The sequence below is a fragment of the Plastoroseomonas hellenica genome (genome assembly GCF_018129085.1).
Taxonomy (GTDB): Bacteria; Pseudomonadota; Alphaproteobacteria; order Acetobacterales; family Acetobacteraceae; genus Plastoroseomonas; species Plastoroseomonas hellenica.
On sequence record NZ_JAAGBB010000032.1, the window covers coordinates 15799 to 35435 of the forward strand.

At 71.5% G+C, this 19637-nt stretch carries 18 protein-coding genes; 9 read left to right on the forward strand and 9 right to left on the reverse strand.

The window, feature by feature from the left end; genetic code table 11:
* Positions 1–2 precede the first annotated feature (2 nt).
* Both GXW71_RS22975 and GXW71_RS34935 read right to left on the reverse strand, forming a co-directional pair.
* Positions 3–1031: an aspartate-semialdehyde dehydrogenase gene (locus tag GXW71_RS22975; RefSeq protein ID WP_211855026.1), complete on the reverse strand. Its 1029-nt coding sequence runs from the start codon at positions 1029–1031 to the stop codon at positions 3–5.
* A gap of 187 nt (positions 1032–1218) precedes the next feature.
* Positions 1219–1578 (reverse strand): YMGG-like glycine zipper-containing protein, encoded by a 360-nt coding sequence (locus GXW71_RS34935; protein WP_246526806.1) that lies wholly within the window; start codon positions 1576–1578, stop codon positions 1219–1221.
* Positions 1579–1938: 360 nt separating this feature from the next.
* Between GXW71_RS34935 and pqqA the strand changes: the two genes are divergently transcribed.
* The 7 genes from pqqA to GXW71_RS23015 all read left to right on the forward strand — a co-directional run bounded on the left by pqqA (position 1939) and on the right by GXW71_RS23015 (position 8467).
* A complete protein-coding gene (gene pqqA, locus GXW71_RS22985; protein WP_211855027.1) occupies positions 1939–2028 on the forward strand; it encodes a pyrroloquinoline quinone precursor peptide PqqA in 90 nt (29 codons plus the stop codon).
* Between the two features lie 54 nt (positions 2029–2082).
* On the forward strand, positions 2083–3012 hold the full coding sequence (pqqB, locus tag GXW71_RS22990) for a pyrroloquinoline quinone biosynthesis protein PqqB (protein ID WP_211855028.1): 930 nt from the start codon (positions 2083–2085) through the stop codon (positions 3010–3012).
* Positions 3009–3773, forward strand: coding sequence for a pyrroloquinoline-quinone synthase PqqC (gene pqqC, locus GXW71_RS22995; protein ID WP_211855029.1), 765 nt, complete (start codon positions 3009–3011; stop codon positions 3771–3773). The genes pqqB and pqqC overlap by 4 nt, the downstream gene beginning before the upstream one ends.
* Entirely contained in the window at positions 3770–4042 is a 273-nt protein-coding gene (gene pqqD, locus GXW71_RS35250; protein ID WP_367617349.1) for a pyrroloquinoline quinone biosynthesis peptide chaperone PqqD, read from the forward strand. Before pqqC ends, pqqD begins: the two co-directional genes overlap by 4 nt.
* On the forward strand, positions 4039–5139 hold the full coding sequence (gene pqqE, locus GXW71_RS23005; protein ID WP_211855031.1) for a pyrroloquinoline quinone biosynthesis protein PqqE: 1101 nt from the start codon (positions 4039–4041) through the stop codon (positions 5137–5139). The genes pqqD and pqqE overlap by 4 nt, the downstream gene beginning before the upstream one ends.
* 89 nt (positions 5140–5228) lie before the next feature.
* Positions 5229–7313: a TonB-dependent siderophore receptor gene (locus GXW71_RS23010; protein ID WP_211855032.1), complete on the forward strand. Its 2085-nt coding sequence runs from the start codon at positions 5229–5231 to the stop codon at positions 7311–7313.
* A complete protein-coding gene (locus GXW71_RS23015; RefSeq protein WP_211855033.1) occupies positions 7313–8467 on the forward strand; it encodes a PepSY-associated TM helix domain-containing protein in 1155 nt (384 codons plus the stop codon). The genes GXW71_RS23010 and GXW71_RS23015 overlap by 1 nt, the downstream gene beginning before the upstream one ends.
* 220 nt (positions 8468–8687) lie before the next feature.
* Here GXW71_RS23015 and GXW71_RS23020 read toward each other — a convergent pair whose 3' ends face one another.
* A complete protein-coding gene (locus GXW71_RS23020) occupies positions 8688–11006 on the reverse strand; it encodes a methyl-accepting chemotaxis protein (RefSeq protein WP_211855034.1) in 2319 nt (772 codons plus the stop codon).
* A gap of 115 nt (positions 11007–11121) precedes the next feature.
* Between GXW71_RS23020 and GXW71_RS23025 the strand changes: the two genes are divergently transcribed.
* A complete protein-coding gene (locus GXW71_RS23025; protein ID WP_211855077.1) occupies positions 11122–11547 on the forward strand; it encodes a DUF1489 family protein in 426 nt (141 codons plus the stop codon).
* 187 nt (positions 11548–11734) lie between these two features.
* Here GXW71_RS23025 and GXW71_RS23030 read toward each other — a convergent pair whose 3' ends face one another.
* From GXW71_RS23030 to GXW71_RS23055, 6 genes are read right to left on the reverse strand one after another with little or no spacing between them, the layout of a single operon-like run.
* Positions 11735–12274: an NADH-quinone oxidoreductase subunit B family protein gene (locus GXW71_RS23030; RefSeq protein ID WP_211855035.1), complete on the reverse strand. Its 540-nt coding sequence runs from the start codon at positions 12272–12274 to the stop codon at positions 11735–11737.
* Positions 12274–13779, reverse strand: coding sequence for a hydrogenase large subunit (locus GXW71_RS23035; RefSeq protein ID WP_211855036.1), 1506 nt, complete (start codon positions 13777–13779; stop codon positions 12274–12276). The genes GXW71_RS23030 and GXW71_RS23035 overlap by 1 nt, the downstream gene beginning before the upstream one ends.
* The gene (locus GXW71_RS23040; RefSeq protein WP_211855037.1) at positions 13776–15206 is read right to left on the reverse strand and encodes a proton-conducting transporter transmembrane domain-containing protein; all 1431 of its coding nucleotides are present in this window, start codon (positions 15204–15206) and stop codon (positions 13776–13778) included. Before GXW71_RS23040 ends, GXW71_RS23035 begins: the two co-directional genes overlap by 4 nt.
* Positions 15206–15874, reverse strand: a complete 669-nt coding sequence (locus GXW71_RS23045) for a hydrogenase-4 component E (RefSeq protein ID WP_211855038.1) — start codon at positions 15872–15874, stop codon at positions 15206–15208. The genes GXW71_RS23040 and GXW71_RS23045 overlap by 1 nt, the downstream gene beginning before the upstream one ends.
* A 58-nt stretch (positions 15875–15932) precedes the next feature.
* The gene (locus tag GXW71_RS23050) at positions 15933–16892 is read right to left on the reverse strand and encodes a respiratory chain complex I subunit 1 family protein (RefSeq protein WP_211855039.1); all 960 of its coding nucleotides are present in this window, start codon (positions 16890–16892) and stop codon (positions 15933–15935) included.
* Positions 16892–18913, reverse strand: coding sequence for a proton-conducting transporter transmembrane domain-containing protein (locus tag GXW71_RS23055; protein ID WP_211855040.1), 2022 nt, complete (start codon positions 18911–18913; stop codon positions 16892–16894). The genes GXW71_RS23050 and GXW71_RS23055 overlap by 1 nt, the downstream gene beginning before the upstream one ends.
* A 132-nt stretch (positions 18914–19045) precedes the next feature.
* On the opposite strand from GXW71_RS23055, the gene GXW71_RS23060 reads away from it, so the two are divergent.
* A complete protein-coding gene (locus tag GXW71_RS23060) occupies positions 19046–19597 on the forward strand; it encodes a TRAP transporter small permease subunit (protein ID WP_211855041.1) in 552 nt (183 codons plus the stop codon).
* Positions 19598–19637 lie beyond the last annotated feature (40 nt).

The following is a 19637-nucleotide window of genomic DNA, read 5'->3' on the forward strand; positions in this document are numbered from 1 at the left end:
CGTCAGGCCGGCCGCTTCAAAAGCCCCTCGCGGTCCAGCGCCTCGGCGATCTGCACCGCGTTCAGCGCCGCGCCCTTGCGCAGATTGTCGGCGACGCACCAGAAGGCGAGGCCATGCGGCACCGTCCGATCGCGCCGCAGCCGCGAGACATAGACGGAATCCTCCCCCGCCGATTCCGCCGGCGTCGTGTAACCGCCATCCTCCCGCGTATCGAGCAGCGTCACCCCCGGCATCGCCCGCCAGGCGGCGCGCGCCTCCGCCTCGGTGATCGGCCCCTCGAATTCCACATGCACCGCCTCGGCATGGCCGATGAAGACCGGCACGCGCACGCAGGTCGCGATCACCTGGATGTCGGGGTCGAGGATCTTCCGGGTCTCGACCGCCATCTTCCACTCCTCCTTCGTGGCCCCGTCATCCATGAAGACGTCGATCTGCGGGATGCAGTTGAAGGCGATCTGCTTCGGGAACTGCTCGGGCGGCGGCATCTCGTTCACGAACATGGCGCGGGTCTGCGACCAGAGCTCGTCCATCGCCTCCTTGCCCGCGCCGGAGACCGACTGGTAGGTCGAGACCACCACCCGCTTCACCCGCGCGATGTCGTGCAGCGGCTTCAGCGCGAGCACCATCTGGATGGTGCTGCAATTCGGGTTGGAGATGATGTTGCGACGGGCGAAGGCCCGCAGAGCCTGCGGATTCACCTCCGGCACCACCAGGGGCACGCCGGGCTCCATGCGGAACTGGCTGGTGTTGTCGATGACCACGCAGCCCGCCGCCGCCGCACGCGGCGCATGCACGGCCGAGACCGCGGCCCCCGGCGAGAACAGCGCGATATCGGTGCCCTTGAAGTCGAAGGCGTCGAGCGCCTTGACCGTCAGCACGGTATCCTCGCCAAAGGAGATCTGCTGCCCGACCGAGCGCCCGGAGGCCAGCGCGATGATCTCCCGCACCGGGAATTCGCGCTCCGCCAATGTCTTGATGATCTCCCGCCCCACCGCGCCGGTGGCGCCGACGACCGCGACCCGATAGCCCATGGCCAAACCCTCCGATGGCGGACGAGGCGCCCTTAGAGCAGATCCCGGTCGTGGAATCACCTCACCGGTGCGGATAGCCGCCAAGCCAAGGGCTGAAGCGATTGCACCGTACGGGCGCGGAAGCTGCTCCCGGCCCGCCGGTCTGGTAGATGCCGGTTACTCCGGCGCGCCAGTCGCCCGGCGCGCCTCAGTAGCCGTAGTAGCCAGGTGCCGGCTGATAGTAGCCGGGCGCAGGCTGGTAATAGCCAGGTGCCGGCCGGTAATAGCCGGGTGCGGGCTGGGCGTAGACGGGCGCAGGCTGGGCATAGCCATAGGCCGGAGCAGGCGTTGTCGCAGCGCCGACCGCGGCGCCGCCGACACCACCGATCAGGGCACCGACCGCGGCCCCACGGCCGCCGCCGGCGATGCCGCCGATCGCAGCCCCGCTGCCGGCCCCGATCAGGGCGCCGCCCACGGCACGCTGGCCGGGATCATAGGGGTTGGTGCAGCCGGCGATGCCAAGCAGGGCAAGGCCTGACAGAGCGGCTGCGGTCATCTTGCGGGTCATCATCGCCATCCTTGTTCCGTCGGGGCCGTCGCTGCAGAGGCGGTCCGGACTCCGTGCACGGATTCTGAGACGGAAACCGAGGCGCAACTATGGCGTTGCGGCACGGGCCGATGAAAAGCCCGTCAACCTCCGCGGCGGGGCCATCGCCGGATTCGGCCTGATCATCCAAGCCATTGAATTTGAAAGCTTAACGCAGCATACTATACCCGACCGGATCATTCCGGATTCCGGGCGCACCATGCCGTGATGAGAGGACGATAAGCGCGCCGCCGGCAACGCGCCCCTTGATCCGGCCCTCAGCACCATCGAATGTATGAAGTCGAGAGGGACGCGCCCCGCGACCCGATCAGGGAGCCGAAAATGAAGACCCTGTCCTGGAAGAAGCCCCGCGTCACCGAAGTGTCGGTGGCCATGGAAATCAACTGCTACGCCTGCGCCGGCACGAAGTGATCCGGCCGGGCCGCCGGCCACGGCGGCCTCACTGATCGAACGGCGGAGAATGGCGTGCTGCGCGCGATCATCCTCGGCGCCGGCGCGGGTGGCGGGTTTCCGCAATGGAACTCCGCCGGCCCCGGTTGCTTGCGTGCCCGCGCCGGCGATCCCGCCGCGCCGCCGCGCAGCCAGTGCGCGCTCGCCGTTTCGGCCGATGGTGAACGCTGGGCGCTGGTGAATGCCTCGCCCGACCTGCGCCAGCAGATCGCAGCGACACCCGCTCTGCACCCCCGCCCCGGCGTCATCCGCAACAGCCCGCTCGCCGCCGTGGTGCTGACCGGCGGCGAGGTCGACACCATCGCTGGGTTGCTGACGCTCCGCGAGCGGCACCCTTTCGCGCTCTACGGCGCGCCACCGGTGTTGGAAGTGCTTGCGGCCAACGGCATCTTCAACGCGCTGAACCCGGCCCTCGTCCCGCGCCGGACGATCCCGGCGGAAACCCCCTTCGCGATTGCCGACGCCGATGGCGTGCCGCTCGGCATCACGGCGGAGGCCTTCGCCGTACCCGGCAAGGTGCCGCTCTTCGCCGAAGGCCCGGACGGTGCCGACCCCGGCCGCGCCGATGACGGAGAGACCATCGGCCTCGCGCTCTCGGCCGGTGGCGCCAGGCTGCTCTTCATACCCGGCTGTGCCGCGATGACGCCCGCACTGGCCGATCGGATCCGCGGCGCCGATACGCTGCTCTTCGACGGAACGCTCTTCGCCGATGACGAGATGATCGCCGCCGGCGCCGGCCCCAAGACCGGCGCGCGCATGGGACATATGAGCCTCGATGGGCCGGTGGGCACCCTCGCCGTCTTCCGCGACATCCCGGTCCGGCGCCGCATCCTGGTCCATATCAACAACACGAACCCGATCCTGCTGGCCGACAGCCCCGAGCGCCGCATCGTCGCGGAGGCCGGCTGGGAGGTCGCGGAGGACGGCATGGAGATCAGCCTGTGAGCGAGACACCCGCGCTCCTCCGGAGCGACGCGCCACTGCTTTCGCCCGACGCACTCGAGGCCCGGCTGCGCGCCATCGGGGAGGAGCGCTACCACAACCTGCACCCCTTCCACCGCCTGCTGCATGGTGGGCAGCTCGACCGCGGCCAGGTCCAGGCCTGGGCGCTCAACCGCTACTACTACCAGGCCTCGATCCCGCGGAAAGACGCTACTCTGCTGGCACGGCTGCCAACCACGGAGCTCCGCCGCGAATGGCGCCGGCGCCTGATCGACCATGACGGCAGCGGCGACGCCCCCGGCGGCGTCGAGCGCTGGCTGGCGCTGACCGAGGGCCTCGGCCTCGACCGCGACTATGTCGTCTCCCTGGCCGGGCTGCTGCCGGCGACCCGCTTCGCCGTCGACGCCTATGTGCATTTCGTGCGCGACCGCAGCGTGCTGGAGGCGGTCGCGTCCTCGCTGACCGAGATGTTCAGCCCGAGCATCATCAGCCAGCGGGTCTCCGGCATGCTGCGCAGCTATCCTTTCGTCACCGCGGAGACGCTGGCCTATTTCACGCCACGCCTGACCCAGGCGCCGGTCGATGTCGCCTTCGCGCTGTCCTATGTGAAGGAACACGCGCGCACGCGGGAGCAGCAGGAGGCGGTGATGGCGGCGCTGCGCTTCAAATGCGACCTGCTCTGGGCCCAGCTCGATGCGCTGCATTTCGCCTATGTGGCGCCGCGCCTGCCGCCGCCCGGCGCCTTCGTGCCGGAACCGACGTGATCACCGAAGCCAGCATCCCGCGCCTCGCCCGCGGCGTAAGGCTGCGGGAGGACGCGGCGCGCGGCCGCACCGTGGTGCTGGCGCCGGAGCGGCTCTTCGTGCCTGACGAGACCGCGCTCGCGGTGCTGGCGCTGCTGGACGGCGCCCGCGGCGCCGGCGCGGTGATCGACATGCTGGCCGCGCAGTATGATGCGCCGCGGACCGAGATCGCGGCCGATGTGCTGACCATGCTGGAGGAGCTCGCCGACAAGGGCGTGATCGTCACATGAGCATCGATCCGCCGCTCGGCCTGCTGGCGGAACTGACCCATCGCTGCCCGCTGCGCTGCCCTTACTGCTCCAACCCCGTGGAGCTGGCGCGGCTGGCGCAGGAGCTCGACACCGAAACCTGGCTGCGCGTCTTCCGCGAAGCCGCTGATCTCGGCGTGCTGCAGCTCCATCTCTCGGGCGGTGAGCCGACCTTGCGCCGCGACCTGCCCGCGCTGGTGCGCGGCGCGGCGGAGGCGGGGCTCTACACCAACCTTATCACCGCGGGCGTCACCCTCGATGCCGCCCGCGTCGAGGCGCTGGCGGAGGCCGGGCTCGATCACGTCCAGCTCTCGGTGCAGGACGCGGAGGCGGCCTCGGCCGACCGCATCGGCGGTCAGGCCGGTGGGCACGCGAAGAAGCTCGCCGCTGCCGCGGCGATCCGCGCGGCAGGGCTGCCGCTGACGCTCAACGCCGTGGTCCATCGCCAGAACCTCGACCGGCTGCCGGCACTGATCGACCTCGCGCTCGCGCTCGGCGCACAGCGGATGGAGGTCGCGCATGTGCAGTATTACGGCTGGGCGCTCGCCAATCGCGACGCGCTGCTGCCGACCCGCGCCCAGCTCGACGCCGCGACCGCGGTCGTGGATGCAGCCCGTGCAGGGCTGAAAGGCCGGCTCGTCATCGATTACGTGGTGCCCGACTACCACGCCGAGCGGCCGAAGGCCTGCATGGGCGGCTGGGGCCGCGCGGTAATGGCGGTCTCGCCGGCCGGCCGCGCGCTGCCTTGCCACGCGGCGGAAAGCCTGCCCGGTTTCGATTTCCCGAATGTCCGCGACCACGGCCTCAGCGCCATCTGGGAAGGGAGCGAGGCCTTCAACCGCTTCCGCGGCACCGCCTGGATGACCGGCCCCTGCCGCGGTTGCCCGCGCGCCGAGCAGGATTGGGGCGGCTGCCGCTGCCAGGCCTTCGCGCTGACCGGCGATGCCGCTGCGACCGATCCCGCCTGCGCCCTGTCGCCCCGCCACCATCTGCTGGCGGAGGCGGTGGCGGAGGCGGCGCTCGCCGGCTCCGGCTTCACCTATCGCGAGCCGGGCCGCCCGCCATCGCCGCGCTCATGACGATATTGCAATGCACAAAAGCCGGCATTGCCTGATCTAGGCCGCGCTGTTAATTGCGAATAATTCGCAATTTCTTCCGGATCCTCCCGTTGTCTCACCGAATCGCCCTGGCCCTGCCGGCAACCCTGCTGGCCGCCTCGGCCCTCGCCCAGCCGGCGCCCGACGCGCCGCTCGAGCTCGCGCCCATCCAGGTCGAGGGCGAACGGGCCGACGGGCCCGTCCGGGGCTACAACGCCACCCGTTCCGCCACCGCCACCCGTACCGACACCGCGCTGCGCGACACCCCGCAATCCATCGCCGTGGTGCCGCGCGACGTGATCGACGACCAGCACGCGGTCTCCCTCGACGAGGTGGTGCGCAATGTCAGCGGTGTGCGCCCGGCCGGCTCCTCCGGCAATCGCGGCGAGACCTATTTCCTGCGCGGCTTCCGCACCCAGAGCTACGCCATCGACGGCGTGATGCTGAACCCGGCGATGGGCTTCCCGAACGGCTTTCGCGACCTCGCGAATGTCGAACGGGTGGAGGTGCTGCGCGGCCCCGCCTCCGTCCTCTACGGCATCGGCGATCCCGGCGGCCTGATCAACATCGTCACCCGCCGCCCGCAATTCACCCCGGTCGGCTCGGTGAACCTCGATGTCGGCAGCTACGGCTACCAGCGCGGCGAATTCGACGTCACCGGCGGCCTCGGCGAGGGCACCGGCCTCGCGGCGCGGCTGACCGGCGCGGTGATGCGCGACGACGGCTTCCGCGACGTCATGCGGCGGAGCGAGCGCACCTTCCTGGCGCCGAGCGTGCTGTGGCAGCCGAATGACCGCACCCGCGTCACCATCGGCGCCAGCTACCTCGACCAGACCACGCCTTTCGACCGCGGCCTGGTCGCCCAGGGCACCGGCGTCAGCCTGGGTCGCGACCGCTACTATGGCGAGGCCTGGTCGCGGAACCGCGCCATCAGCACCGATGTGAACTGGCGGATCGAGCATGACGCGACCGACTGGCTCACGCTGCGCCAGGTCACGCATTTCGACTGGATGTCCGCGCACCGCTTCAGCGCCGACCCGGTCGCCCTCGCCGCCGATGGCCGCACCCTGACCCGGCGCGCCACCGACCAGGACGACAATGCGCAGAGCGTCGACCTGCTGGCGGATGCCACCGCGCGGTTCCGCACCGGCATCGTCCAGCACGCCATCACCGCCGGCATCGAATACCTGCACGGCAAGCGCAGCCTGGCGCTGTTCCAGGGCAACCTCGCCTCCATCGACATCCTCGATCCGCGCTACGGCGCGCAGCCGACCCGCATGGCGCTGCGCACGGTGCGCAACGACGTGCTCGACATGACCTCGGGCTTCGCCCAGTACCAGCTCGACATCGGCGGCCGTCTCATCCTGCTGGGCGGCCTGCGCTACGACAATTTCCACCAGCGCACGGTGAACAACAACGCGGCCTCGGCCGCCAGCGGCGATGCCTTCTCGCCGCGCTTCGGCGCCCTGTTCCGGGCCACCGACACCATCGCCTTCTTCGCGGGCTGGAGCCGCTCCTTCGTGCCGCAGCTCGGCGCTTCCTTCGCCGGCACCGCCTTCGACCCGGAGACCGGCCAGCAATACGAAGCCGGTATGCGCGTCGACCTGGTGCCGGAGCGCCTCTCGGCGACGCTCGCCGTCTTCGACATCCGCCGCCAGAACGTGCTGGTCAGCGACCCCGTGAACAGCGGCTTCTCGATCCAGACCGGCGAGCAGCGCTCCCGCGGCGTCGAGCTCGACGTCACCGGCGAAATCCTGCCGGGCTGGCGCGTCTTCGCCGGCGCCGCCTACACGGATGCGGTGGTGACCGAGGATAGCAGCGTCCCCTCCGGCCGGCGCCTGCCCGGCGTGCCGCTCTGGAGCGGCAATCTCTGGAGCACCTATGAATTCCAGGAAGGGCGGCTGCAGGGGCTGATGCTCGGCGGCGGTGTCTTCCTGGTCTCCGGGCGCGCCGGCGATCTCGCCAACAGCTTCCGGGTCGGCAGCTATGCGCGGGTGGACCTGACCGCGAGCTACCCGGTGACCGAGCACGCCCGGATCGCCCTCTCGGTCCGCAACCTGACCGATGCCCGCTATATCGAGACGCCGGTGAGCCGGACCGAGAACTACCCCGGTGGGCCGCGCACCGTGCTCGCCTCACTGCGGCTGAGCTTCTGATGGGCGCGGCGCCCAGCCCGCCCCGCGCGCAGGCGAAGCGCGCCTGGCGCATCGCGCATCGCTGGATCGGGCTCGTCGCCGGCACCGTCATGGCGCTGATCGGACTGACCGGCAGTGTCACCGTTTTCCATCGCGAGATCGACGCCTGGCTCAATCCATCGCTCTTCACGCCCGGCGAAGGCCCGGCGCGGCACGGCGCGGCGGATGCGCTGGCCGCTGCGCTCGCGCAGGACCGCAGCGGCCGCGTCTCCATCATCCGCCTGCCGGACCCGGTCTGGCCGGTGCTGACCGTGAACCAGACCCGGCGCGGCGCCCACGGACAGGAACGCTGGATGGTGCATGTCGACCCGGTGACCGGCCGGGTGCTCGGTGCCCGCGACTACGAAGCCTCCCTCACCCAGATGATCTACGATCTGCATTCGGTGCTGCTGCTGCGGCCCTGGTGGGGGAAGGAACTGGTCGGCATCGCCGGCCTGCTCGCACTCTTCTCGATCGGCAGCGGCCTCTATCTCTGGTGGCCACGGCAAGAGGGCGCCACGGCCCTGCTGCGGCTGCGCCGCCGGCCGCGCCAGATCCTCTACCTCGACCTGCACAACCTCGCCGGCGCCTGGACCGCGGCGGTGCTGCTGGTGATCGCCGCGACCGGCGTCTGGCTGGCCCTGCCCGGCGTGGTGCGGCCGGTGGTGAACCTCGTCACCGAAACCCGCGAGCGCCCGCCAGGCCCGGCGGAGCGCTTCACCTGGCCGCCCCGGATCGGTGCGACCGAAGCCCAGGCCCTGGCCGAGGCCGCGATCCCCGGCGCCGCCGCCGGCTACCTCTCACCACCCTCGCCCCGTCGCAACACCTGGCAGGTCGGGCTGCACGGCATCGACGGCGACCCGCGGCTGCGCGCCCGCAGCCTGGTCTGGATCGACCCCGGCAGCGGCGCCATCCTCGGCCGGCTCGGCGAAGGCCATGGCCCACTCGGCGCGCGGATGGAAAAGGACCTGATCTGGCTGCACAGCGGCGCGCTGTTCGGCCTGAGCGGCCGACTGCTGGCCCTGCTGGCAGGCCTCGCCCTGCCGACCCTCTGGGTGACCGGCCTGCTGTTCTGGCTGCGCCGCCGCCGGCTACGGCAAGGAGTGCCCCGTCCGACGATGGCACGCGCCGTTTGAGGGCGCCCCGGGAGGGGCTTTGCCCCTCCCGGACCCTCCCCACGAGGAGCCTACAGGCCCCTCGACCCGGATCATTTTTAGAGCCCTGATTGCGAAGGGGCGTCCGGCGATCTGCCGGACGCCCCTTCGCAATCAGGGCACCAAGTGAAGCAGGTCAAGGAGCCTCCAGGCTCCTTGCGGGTGGGGTTCGGGGAGGGCAGCGCCCTCCCCGAGGACACCCTCAGGCGGCGCGCACCGCCGTCAGGAAGTGCGCCGCCTTCTCGCGCAGCAGCGTGGCCTGGCCGGCCAGGCCGTCCGAGGCGCCGAGCAGCGAGCCTGCAGCGCGGCCGGTTTCCTGGGCGCCGTGGCGCACGCCTTCGATGCGCTGGGCCACGGTGTCGGTGCCGGCGGCGACCTGGCTGGCGCTGCGGGCGATCTCGGTGGTCGTCGCGCCCTGTTCCTCGACCGCGGCGGCGATCGCCGTCGCGATCTCATTGGTGCGTTCGACCGTCGAGCCGATGCCGCGGATCGCCGAGACCGCGCGTTCGGTCGCCGACTGCATCTGCTGGATCTGGCTGGCGATGTCCTCGGTCGCCCGCGCGGTCTGGCTGGCCAGCGACTTCACCTCGCCGGCGACGACCGCGAAGCCCTTGCCGGCATCGCCGGCCCGCGCCGCCTCGATGGTCGCGTTCAGGGCGAGGAGGTTGGTCTGGCCGGCGATGTCGCCGATCAGCTTCACCACATCGCCGATCCGCCCGGCGGCCTCGGACAGGCCGCGCACCGTCTCGTCGGTCGCGCGCACCTCGGTCACCGCGCGGGTCGCCACCTCGGCAGCCTCCGCGACGCGGCGCGAGATCTCGCTGACCGACTGCGCCATCTCCTCGGCCGCCGCGGCGACCGACTGCACTTCGCCGCTCGCGGCGCCGGAGGCGAGGGAGACGGCTTCCGCCTCCTGCCCCGAGGTCTCGGCGGTGGTGGCGAGGGTGCGGGCGGCCGCCTGCATCTCGCTCGCCGAGGTCGCCACCGCTTCGACCACCGCGCCGATCTCCGCCTCGAAGCTGTCGGCGAGGCGAGCCTTCTCGGTCGAGACCTGCCAGGCGATCATGGCGCCGGCATAGCCGCCCTGGGCGTCGCGGATCGCGGAAGCGGTCAGGTCCATCGTCTCCGGCCCGATTCGGAGCCGCCCACGGTAGGGCAGCTTGTCCGGGTCCTGGAGGATGGCGCGCTGCTGCGCCGGATCCTTGTGCAGCACGTCGATGCTCTTGCCTTCGAGCTCGGCCAGCGGCACCGACAGGTGTTCTTCCAGCTTGCCAAGCAGCTCCCGCACCGAGGCGTTCATGTAGCCGATGCGGAAGTCGTTGTTCGGATCGGCCAGGATCACGCCGGTCGGCATCTGCTCCAGCATCTGCTGCTGCGAGAAGGCCTTCTCCACCTCGCCGCGCAGCGCTTCGACCGCATTGGCGATGTCGCCGATCTCGTCGCCGCGGTTGCGGTCCGGCACCACGACGCCGGACTTGCCCTGCGCGATCGCCGCGATCACGGCCGCCAGCCGCTTCAGCGGCGCGCCCACGGTGCGGGCCATCAGGATGCCGCTCAGCACCAGCAGCAGCGCGATGCCGCCGCCGACCGCGAAGGTCGCCATGGACATGGCGCTCATCGCCTTCTCGACCGAGACGCGATCCGCCGCGATCAACTCGTCGGACACCGCATTGGCACCGCGGATCGCCGTGCGCAGCGCGGCGTTGGCCGGCTCGAGACGCTCATCCACCAGTGTCCGGACCGCCTGGTTGGTCTCCACCATGGAACTCGCCGCCTCGATCAGGCCGGTCGAGGCCTCGCCGACCCGCGCCACCTGCTCGCGCAGACGCTGGTCCTGGATCTGCGACAGCGTGCCGCGCAGATGAACGTTGGCCTGGGAGGTGGCACGGCGGATGCGCTGGACGGACTGCGTATCGTCGGTCGCCAGATAACGCTGCACCGCGATCCGGAGGTCGCCCATCGCCACGTTGTAGGCGGTGAAGCGCGCCCTGAGATCGGCGCCCGCTTCGCCGCGAACCTCGAATTCCAGCACGCCGGCCGCGGCCTCATAGGCGCGGTCGTAGTCGATCGAGCGGGGGAAGAAGCGCTCGTCGCGCTGCTCGAGCATGCTGGCGCGGCGCTGCGCGATTTCGGTCAGGGCAGCGCCGTAGTCGCGCGCCGGCGCCATGGCCGCGGTGATGGCGTCGCGGAGCGCGGGCTCGGCGGCCATCTGCAGCGCGGCGTTGAGCTCCTGCTGCATCTTCTCCGCGGCGGTGCGCCCGGCCTCGTTCGCGGCGGTCAGGTCCTCGGGGCGCTGCGCGGCGCGGAGCTGGCTTTCCGCGGTGCGGACCTGCGCCGCCGCGAGGACGGCCTCGCTCAGGCGAGCGCCGAGGTTGGAGCGCTGTTGCAGCACCTCCTGCCTTGCGGACACGTCCCAGGCACTGGTCTGCACGAAGAACACCAGGCCGCCGAGCAGCAGGAATGATAGGACGACCACCGAGCCCAGCTTGCGGCCGACCGACAGGTTGAGGAAAAGCCGCATCGCGTGCGCCCCCTTCTATTTCGCGTCGGACCCTATGGCGGCCTGGGTTAAGCCGCCGTGAAGGCTGGCCTGGCCCTTGCCCGACTCGATGGACCGGGATCAGATGGGCGAAGCCGTGCTGCACCTCATCAAACTCTCCGTCGGGCCGAAGGACGTCGCACAGCTTGCTGCGCTGCAGCAGGCGCGGCTGAAGCGTGAGCCGCCGCTGCGCGCCTGGACGCGCATGGGTCCGAAGCGCGCGACCGAGGTCTGCGATGGCGGGTCCATCTACTGGGTGGTCGGCGGCTTCGTCCGGGTGCGCCAGCGCATCCTGGCGATCGAGGACGATACCGAGGATGACGGCACCCCCTGCGTGGCCCTGGTGCTCGACCCGGAGCTGGTGCCGGTTGCGGCACGGCCGACCAAGCCCTTCCAGGGCTGGCGCTACCTGAAGCCGGAGGATGCGCCGCCCGACGTTGCCGAGGCCGGCGGCGCGGCCGAGGGGCTGGAGGCGCTGCCGCCGAAGCTGCGGGCGGCGCTCGCGGAGCTCTGCCTCATCTGATCGTTCCGGCCTGGTCCAGATGCCGTGATGGAGGTTGCAGCAGTTTAAGCTGGGCACCACGGCGCCGACAGGCGGAGGCGCCCAGAGTGTCGGTGTTGCGGCGGCTCATTCCCGGCAAGCCGTCGCTCGACTGGCCTCCTCAGGGATGGCCTCAGGGCCGGTCGGTTCACTCCGACCGGCCCTATTTTCATGAACTCGCGCGCGGGGTTTCGGTCTCGGCCTCGAGCAGGCTGAGCAGCCCGGCCAGGAGCTGCTCCGGCGCCGGCGGGCAGCCGGGGATGATCAGGTCGACCGGCACCGCGGCGCCCGCGCCCCCCTCGACGGCATAGCTGCCTTTGAACACCCCGCCATCCACGGCACAGTCGCCCACCGCGACCACCCATTTCGGATCCGGCGTCGCCGCATAGGCATGCTCCAGCGCCTCCCGCATGTTGCGGGTCAGCGGGCCGGTCAGCATCAGCACATCGGCGTGCCGGGGGGAGGCGACGAAGCGCAGCCCGAAGCGTTCCAGGTCATGCACCGGGTTCTGCAGCGCATTCAGCTCCAGCTCGCAGCCATTGCAGCTCCCGCAATCGACCGCCCGGATCGCCAGGCTGCGCCCGAGCCGGGCGCGCGCCGCGCCTTCCAGCCGGGCGACCAGCGCCGCCACCGCCTCATCGGAGACCGCGGGCGCCGCCGCGGTGACCGGCCGTCCCAGGAGGTTGCGCGCGAGCTTCGGCCACAGCATCAGAGGTCTACCCCCGAATAGCTCGCATTGAAGCTTTTGTTGCAGAGAGGGAAGTCGGCCACGATGTTGTCGCGGATCGCGGCCTCCAGCAGCGGCCATTGCAGCCAGGAGGGATCGCGCATGAAGGCGGCGCGGATCAGTCCGCCATCGTCCAGCCGCAGCCAGTGCAGGCATTCGCCGCGGAAGCCTTCGACCAGCGCCACACCCTCCCCCGCGCGCTGCGGCAGCGGCACCGAGATCTCGCCCGACGGCAGGCCCGCCAGCAGCGCCCGCACCAGGTCGATCGAGCAGCCGAGCTCCGCGATACGCACCCTGACCCGCGCGTCGACATCGCCGGCCTCGAAGACCGGGACCTCCGGCGGCAGCGCGTCATAGGGCGCATAGGGCAGCGCCCGCCTTGCGTCGAAGCCGCGGCCGGCGGCGCGGCCGACATGGCCGCCGGCGGCGAAGCGCGCGACCAGCACCGGCGCGGTATGGCCGGTGCCGACCACGCGGTCCTGCAGGCTGGCGTGGCTGTCATAGATGCGGAGCAGCGACGGCAGTTCCTCCGCCACGGCATCGAGCGCGGCGTGGATCGCGGCCGGCCCGGCTTCGGCGATGTCGAGGGCGACGCCGCCCGGCAGCACGGCATCCATCATCAGCCGGTGGCCGAAGGCGATGCGAGCGGCGCGCAGCACGCCTTCACGCAGGATCGCGCAGCGCGCGTGGGGAAAGGCGAAGGCGGCGTCATTGCAGACGAAGCCCCAGTCGTTCAGGTGGTTGTGGATGCGCTCCAGCTCGGCCATGACAGCGCGCAGATGCACGGCGCGCGGCGGCACCTCGACCGCCAGCGCCTGTTCGGCGGCGCGCGCGAAGGCCCAGGAATGGGCGACAGTGGAATCGCCGGAGAGCCGCGACGCGTAACGCGCCGCGGCGCGGGGGGAACGGCCGAGCATCAGCGCCAAGCTGCCCTTGTGGGCATAGCCCAGCCGCGCCTCCAGCCGCACCACCGTCTCGCCCAGGACGTGGAAGCGGAAATGCCCGGGCTCGATGACGCCGGCATGGATGGGGCCGACCGGGATTTGGTGCACCCCTTCGCCCTCGGCCGGCAGGAATTCCGGCTGCGGCGGCGGCGCGGTGTTCGGCGCCGGCCGCGCCGAGAGCGGCCCGGTCACCGGCCAGCGCCCATGGTCCAGCCAGGGCCTGAGATCGGTGGCATCGCGGGCCGTCAGGCCCCAGAGGTCGCGGATCATCCGCTCGAACCGGATGGCGCCGGGGCGCACGGGCGACAGCGCCGCGTAATGCCCCTCGGTCGCCGGCACGGAAGCGAGCAGCAGCGCCGCATCAGCCTCCCGCAGGAAGGCGGCGTGCACCAGGCCGGGCTCCGCCCAGAGCGCCAGCAAAGCGAGGTCAGGCTCCGCGGCCAGCGCCGCCGGCAGCGCATCCCAGGCGGCTTCGGTCAGCAGGGCGCGGCCGCCTTCCTGCGGCGCGGCCCGGAGAATCAGCGTGGAGGCGGCGCCGCTCATCGGATCAACCCCGCGGCATCGCGCAGCAAGGTGGCGATCGCCCCCGGCATCGCCAGCGCCAGCCAGGCCGCGACCGCCAGGTGCAGCCACAGCGGCGCGATGCCCGCGACCATCGCGGCGGGCCCGGGCACCAGCCCCGCATCCGGCGTCGGCGCCCCGAAGCAGAGGGATTGCAGCGCCGCGATCAGCGCCGCCGCCGCGGTCACGATGCCGAGGCCGAGCGGCAGCACCGCCCAGGGATGTGCGCCGATCGTCTCGGCCACCATCTGGAACTCGGAGGCGAAGAGCAGGAAGGGCGGCAGCCCCCCGATGCCCGCGATCGCCAGCGCCAGCCCCCAGCCGAGCCAGGGGTGGGAGGCCGCGAGCCCACCGATCGCGCGCATCTTCTGGCTGCCCTTCAGCGCCGCCGCCTGGCCGATGCCGAAGAAGATCGCGCTCTTGATCAGCGAATGCCCGATCATGTGCAGCAGCCCGGCGAGGGTCGCGGCGCCGCCGACCCCGAAGGCGAAAGCCGCGAGGCCCATATGCTCGATGCTGCTCCAGGCAAAGAGCCGCCGCGCATCCGCCCGCCGCCAGAGGGCGAGCGCGGCCAGCAGCAGGGAGGCGAGGCCGAGCGCCATCAGGAAAGGCCCGGTCGGCAGGGCGTCGGGATTGGCGCCGATGATCGACTTGGTCCGCAGCACCGCATGCAGCGCCGCGTTCAGCAGCAGGCCGGAGAGCACGGCGGAGATCGCGGTCGGCCCTTCGGCATGGGCATCGGGCAGCCAGGAATGCAGCGGCACCAATCCCGCCTTGGTGCCGTAGCCGACCAGCAGGAAGACGAAGGCGAGGTTCAGCAGGTTGGCGTCCATCCGGCCGGCCGCGCCCAGCAGCGCCCGCCAGGACAGCCCTTCCTCCCCCAGCACCGGCTGGGCCGCGAGATAGAGCAGGATGGTGCCGAGCAGCGCCAATGCGATGCCGACGCCGCAGAGCACGAAGAACTTCCACGCCGCCTCGATCGCGGCGGGCGTGCGATGGATCGCGACCATCAGCACGGTCGCGACGGTCGCGATCTCGATCGCCACCCACATCACGCCGAGATTGTCGGCGAGCAGCGCCAGCGCCTGGGCACCCATGAAGCCCTGGAAGGCGGCGTGGTAGGCGCGCTGGCCGAGAGCGTCGAGCGCCTCCGCCTCCAGCGTCGCGGCCGAGTAGATGGCCGTGGTCAGGCCGACGAAGGCGCCGACCAGCAGCAGCGGCAGGTTCAGCGGATCGAGATGCGTCCAGCCCGAAGGGCCGAAATCATCGAAGGGCAGTGCCAGCGCCAGCAGCAGCGACACCGACGAGATGCCGATATTGACCAGGGCCGCCAGGCGGGCGCGCGGCAGCAGCGCCAGCAGGATGGCGCCCGCCCAGGGCAGGAAGACGATGATCCAGGGCAGCGGCATCAGCCCTGCTCCCCGCGATGGTCCTGGAGGGCGTGGGTGTCGAGGCTCTGCAGCCGCTCGCGCATCTCGAGCGCGATGACGGCAGCGACGATCGCGAGCACCAGCACCAGCGCCGCGGTCGAGAGCTCCACCACCAGCGGCATGCCGGCGGCGCCGATCGCGGCCAGCAGCAGCCCGTTCTCCAGGCTCATCAGCCCGATCACCTGGCCGATGACGTTGCGACGCGTGATCATCATGAGCATGCCGAGCAGAACGACGGACAGCGACAGCGCCAGGTCCTCGCGCGCCAGCGCATGCACGCCGGTGGTCGCCGGCAGCACCACCAGGATCGCGAGCCCGACCAGTCCGACGCCCGCGATCATCGACGGCCCGATGCCGAGCGCCGTCTCCACCCCGCGTTCGAGGTCGAGGCGCCGCACCATGGCGCGCAGCACCAGCGGGATGGCGACCGCTTTGGCGCCGAAGGCGATGGCGGCGGTGAGGAAGAGGCCGGCTGCGTCCTGGGTCACGCCTTGCCAGGCGGCCGCGAAGGCGACCAGCGCGCCCTGCATCGCGAAGGCGTTGATGACGGCGGTGATGCGCCGCTGATAGAGCAGCACGAAGGAGAACAGCAGCACGCCACCGCCCAGCATGTGGGCGATGTCGTAGGGGAGCTGGCCGTAGGTCATGCCGCCCCTGCGATGGTCGGAGCGCCGAACGGCGCGGAGAGCTGAATCGCCGGGGCCATCAGGCGAGTCCCGTGGAGACGAAGAGGAAGACCGCGGCCAGCAACCCCAGCAGCAGCGCCGCGCCCAAAAATTCCGGTACCCGGAAGACGCGCATCTTGGCGATGGCACTCTCGAACACCGCGAGTGCCAGCGCCAGCCCGCCCATCTTCAGCAGGAAGGCAGCGAGCCCGAGCGCCCAGGCGAGCGGCCCGGCCCCGGGGGCAGCCAGGCCAAAGGGCAGGAAGAGCGCGGCGATCAGCGCCAGCCAGAGCGTCAGCCGCAGCGAGGCCTGATAGTCCCAGAGCGCCAGATGCCGCCCGCTCGCCTCCAGGATCATCGCCTCATGCACCATGGTGAGCTCCAGATGCGTCGCGGGGTTGTCGACCGGGATGCGGGCATTCTCGGCGACCGCGACGGCCAGCAGCACCAGCAGCGACAACGCCAGCGAGACGCGCACGCCGACCGCGCCGTCCTGGAAGGCGCCGGCGATGGCATCGAGGTTGGTGTTGCCGGCGATGATCGCGAAGCTCAGGGTCGCGAGGATCAGCGCCGGCTCGGCGAAGGCGGCGAAGGCCATCTCGCGCGCGGCGCCGAGGCCGCCGAAGGGCGTGCCGGCATCGAGCCCCGCGAGCGCCATGGCTATCCGGCCGAGCGCCAGCAACCCGGCGATCAGGATCAGGTCGGCGATCGGCGCCAGCGCCATGCCGCGGGCGAAGGAAGGCACCAGCAGCGCCGCCAGCATGGCGGCACCGACGGCCACCCAGGGGGCAAAGATGGTGACGGCAGAGGCCGTCTCCGCCACCACCGGCCGCTTCAGCAGCAATTTGCGTAGGTCGTGCCAGGGCTGCAGCGGATGCGGTCCGCGCCGCCCCATCAGCCGCGCCTTGAGGAGGCGCACGAGGCCGGTCAACAGCGGTGCCGCGATCAGGATCAGCGCCGCGTGCAGGAGCTGGGTCAGGATGCCGATGAAGGCCTGCATCACTGCCGCTCCAGCATCGCGACCAGCGCCAGCAGCAGCACCAGCAGCCCGAAGGTCAGCATCAGGCATTGCCGGATGCCGAGGTCGCGCAGCCGCTCGGCGCGGGTGGCCAAGGCGTCGCGCAGCCGCGCGACGGGCTGCAGCAGCCAGGGGAAGGACGGGTCGCGGAACCCCGATTCGATGCGCGCCGGCGCGGTCTCGCCGGGATCGGGCATGGTCACCCGCTCCTCCGCGGCCAGCACCGCGCCGCCGAGCATGCGGCCAAGGGGCTGCGCGAGCCCGGCGGCAGAGGGTTGGGTCGCGGGATCGCCGAGCGGCAGATGCGGCGGCGGCGCGATGAAGCCGCAGGCCCAGGCCGGTCCCAGCACCACTCCCGGCGGGCTGCGCCGCCTGAGCCCGAGCGCCAGCCCCGCCACCAGCAAGGCCAGGAGCAGCGCGACCGCGAGCGGCAGGTAACGCGCCACCCCATCGCCAGCGCTGAGTCCGGTCACCTGCCAGCGCGTCGCCAAGGCGCCGCCGGAGAGCAGCCGTACCGCCTCGGCGCCGAGATCCAGCAGCGGTCCCGGCAGCAGCCCGAAGAGGACCGTCAGTGCCGCGAGCCCGACCAGCGCCACCCGGGCCGGGCCGCCATGCTCAGTGGCACCCGCAGCGCGCGGCGTGCGTGGGCGGCCGAGGAAGGCCAGGCCGAAGAACCGCACCATGGCGGCCGCCGCCAGCGCCGCCGCCAGTGCGGCGACCGCCGTCGCCGCGGCGACGCTGATCTGGACCCCGAATTCCCCGATCCGCCAGCCGGCCAGCAGCGCTTGCAGCAGCAGCCATTCCGAGGCGAAGCCCGAGAGGGGGGGCAGCGCGGCCGCGGCGCCGACGCCGACCAGCACCGCACCCGCCGTCCAGGGCATGCCCCGGATCAGCCCGCCCAGCCGGTCGAGCCGGCGCGACAGCGCCGCCTGCAGCACCTCCCCGGCGCCGAGGAACAGCAGCGTCTTGAAGACGCTGTGGTTCAGCGCGTGCAGCAAGGCGGCGCCTGCGGCGAGTGCCGCCAGCGGCGCCAGGTCGGCGCCGCGGAAGGCCAGCGCCAGCCCGAGCCCGATGGTCACCAGCCCGACATTCTCGATGGTGGAGCAGGCGAGCAGGGTCTTGGTGTCGCCCTCCAGATTGGCGCGCAATGCGCCGATCAGGGCGGAGGCGGCGCCCAGCGCCAGCAGTGGCAGGCCCCACCACAAGGGCTGCGCCGGCCCGCAGAGGTCGAACAGGATGCGGCACAGCACATAGAGCGCGACCTTGGTCATGGCGCCCGACATCACCGCCGAGACATGGCTTGGCGCCGCCGGATGCGCGAGCGGCAGCCAGGCATGGAGCGGTGCGAGGCCGGCCTTGGCGCCGGCGCCGGCCAGCGCCAGGGCCAGCACCGCGACCGCGCGCCACCCGTCCGGCGGGCTGTCACGCAGCGCGGCGAAGGCGAAATCGCGCGGCCCCGCCGCCAACAGGCCGACCGCCGGGATCAGGCAGGCGGCCGAGACCACCGCGAAGGCCAGATAGAGCCGCGCCGCCTCCCGGTTCTCCGCCCGGTCGTGATCGGCCGCGACCAGGGCCCAGGAGGCGAGCGACATCGCCTCGAAGCCGAGCAGCAGGGTGAAGCCGTCGGCGGCGGCCAGCGTCAGGCCCATGCCGCCCAGGAAAAGCGGCCAGGGCACCAGCACCCGGGCCGGCTGCGGCCCCACCGCATGCCCGAGTGCTGCCAGGGAGGATGCGGTGCCGGTGATTCCCAGGATCAACAGAAACCAGGCCGAAAGCCCGTCCAGCGCCAACAGCGCCGGCGCCCAGGGCGGCCCGACCGGCAGCGGCGCCGCCTCCGCGCCGCCGCCGAGCAGCGCCGCCAATGCCACCAGGGCGAAGCCGATGGCGCCCGCGGCGGTGCCTGTATACAGCAGTCGCGCGCCCAGGACCGTCGCCGCCGCCAGCGGGGCAAGCAGCCCGAGCAGCAGCATGGCGGCGAGAAGAAGGGCGAGCGCCGTCAGCATGGCGCGGGATGAGACTCGCGAGGCACGCTTCGAGCCTATCCCCTCCCACCCCGGGCCGCGAGGGCCGGGGACCGCCATCCTGGCGAAACACTCACTTTCCATTGAAGCGGGGCACCGCTAGGAACGCCGCCCATGTCTCCTTTCCTGGCCTTCAGCCGCGCCGTGGACGCGGTGAATGAACGTTTCGGGCGAGTCGCGGATTGGCTGGTGCTCGCCGCCTGCGCCGTCAGCGCCGGCAATGCCTTCGTGCGCTATGGCGTGTCCTGGTCCTCGAACGCGCTCCTGGAAGCGCAGTGGTACCTCTTCGCCGGCATGGTCATGCTCGGCGCCTCCTACACCTTGTTTCGCAATGAACATGTGCGGGTGGACCTGCTCTATGGCTGGGTCGGGCCGCGCACCCGGCTCTGGATCGACATCCTCGGCCTGCTCGTCTTCCTGCTGCCGGCCATGGCGCTGCTCGCCTGGATGACCTGGCCCTTCTTCCTCGACAGCTTCCTGCGCGGCGAGACATCCTCCGATGCCGGCGGGCTGATCCGCTGGCCGGTGAAGCTGATGATGCCGCTGGGCTTCTTCCTGGTCCTCGCCCAGGGCGTCTCGGAGCTGATCAAGCGCATCGCCGTGCTGCGCGGGATCGATCCCGGTGGCGTCCAGGTCTTCACCGAATACACCCGCCCCGAACAATGAGAGTCTGTCTCGAAATGGTCGCGGGGCGATCTGGCGGGCC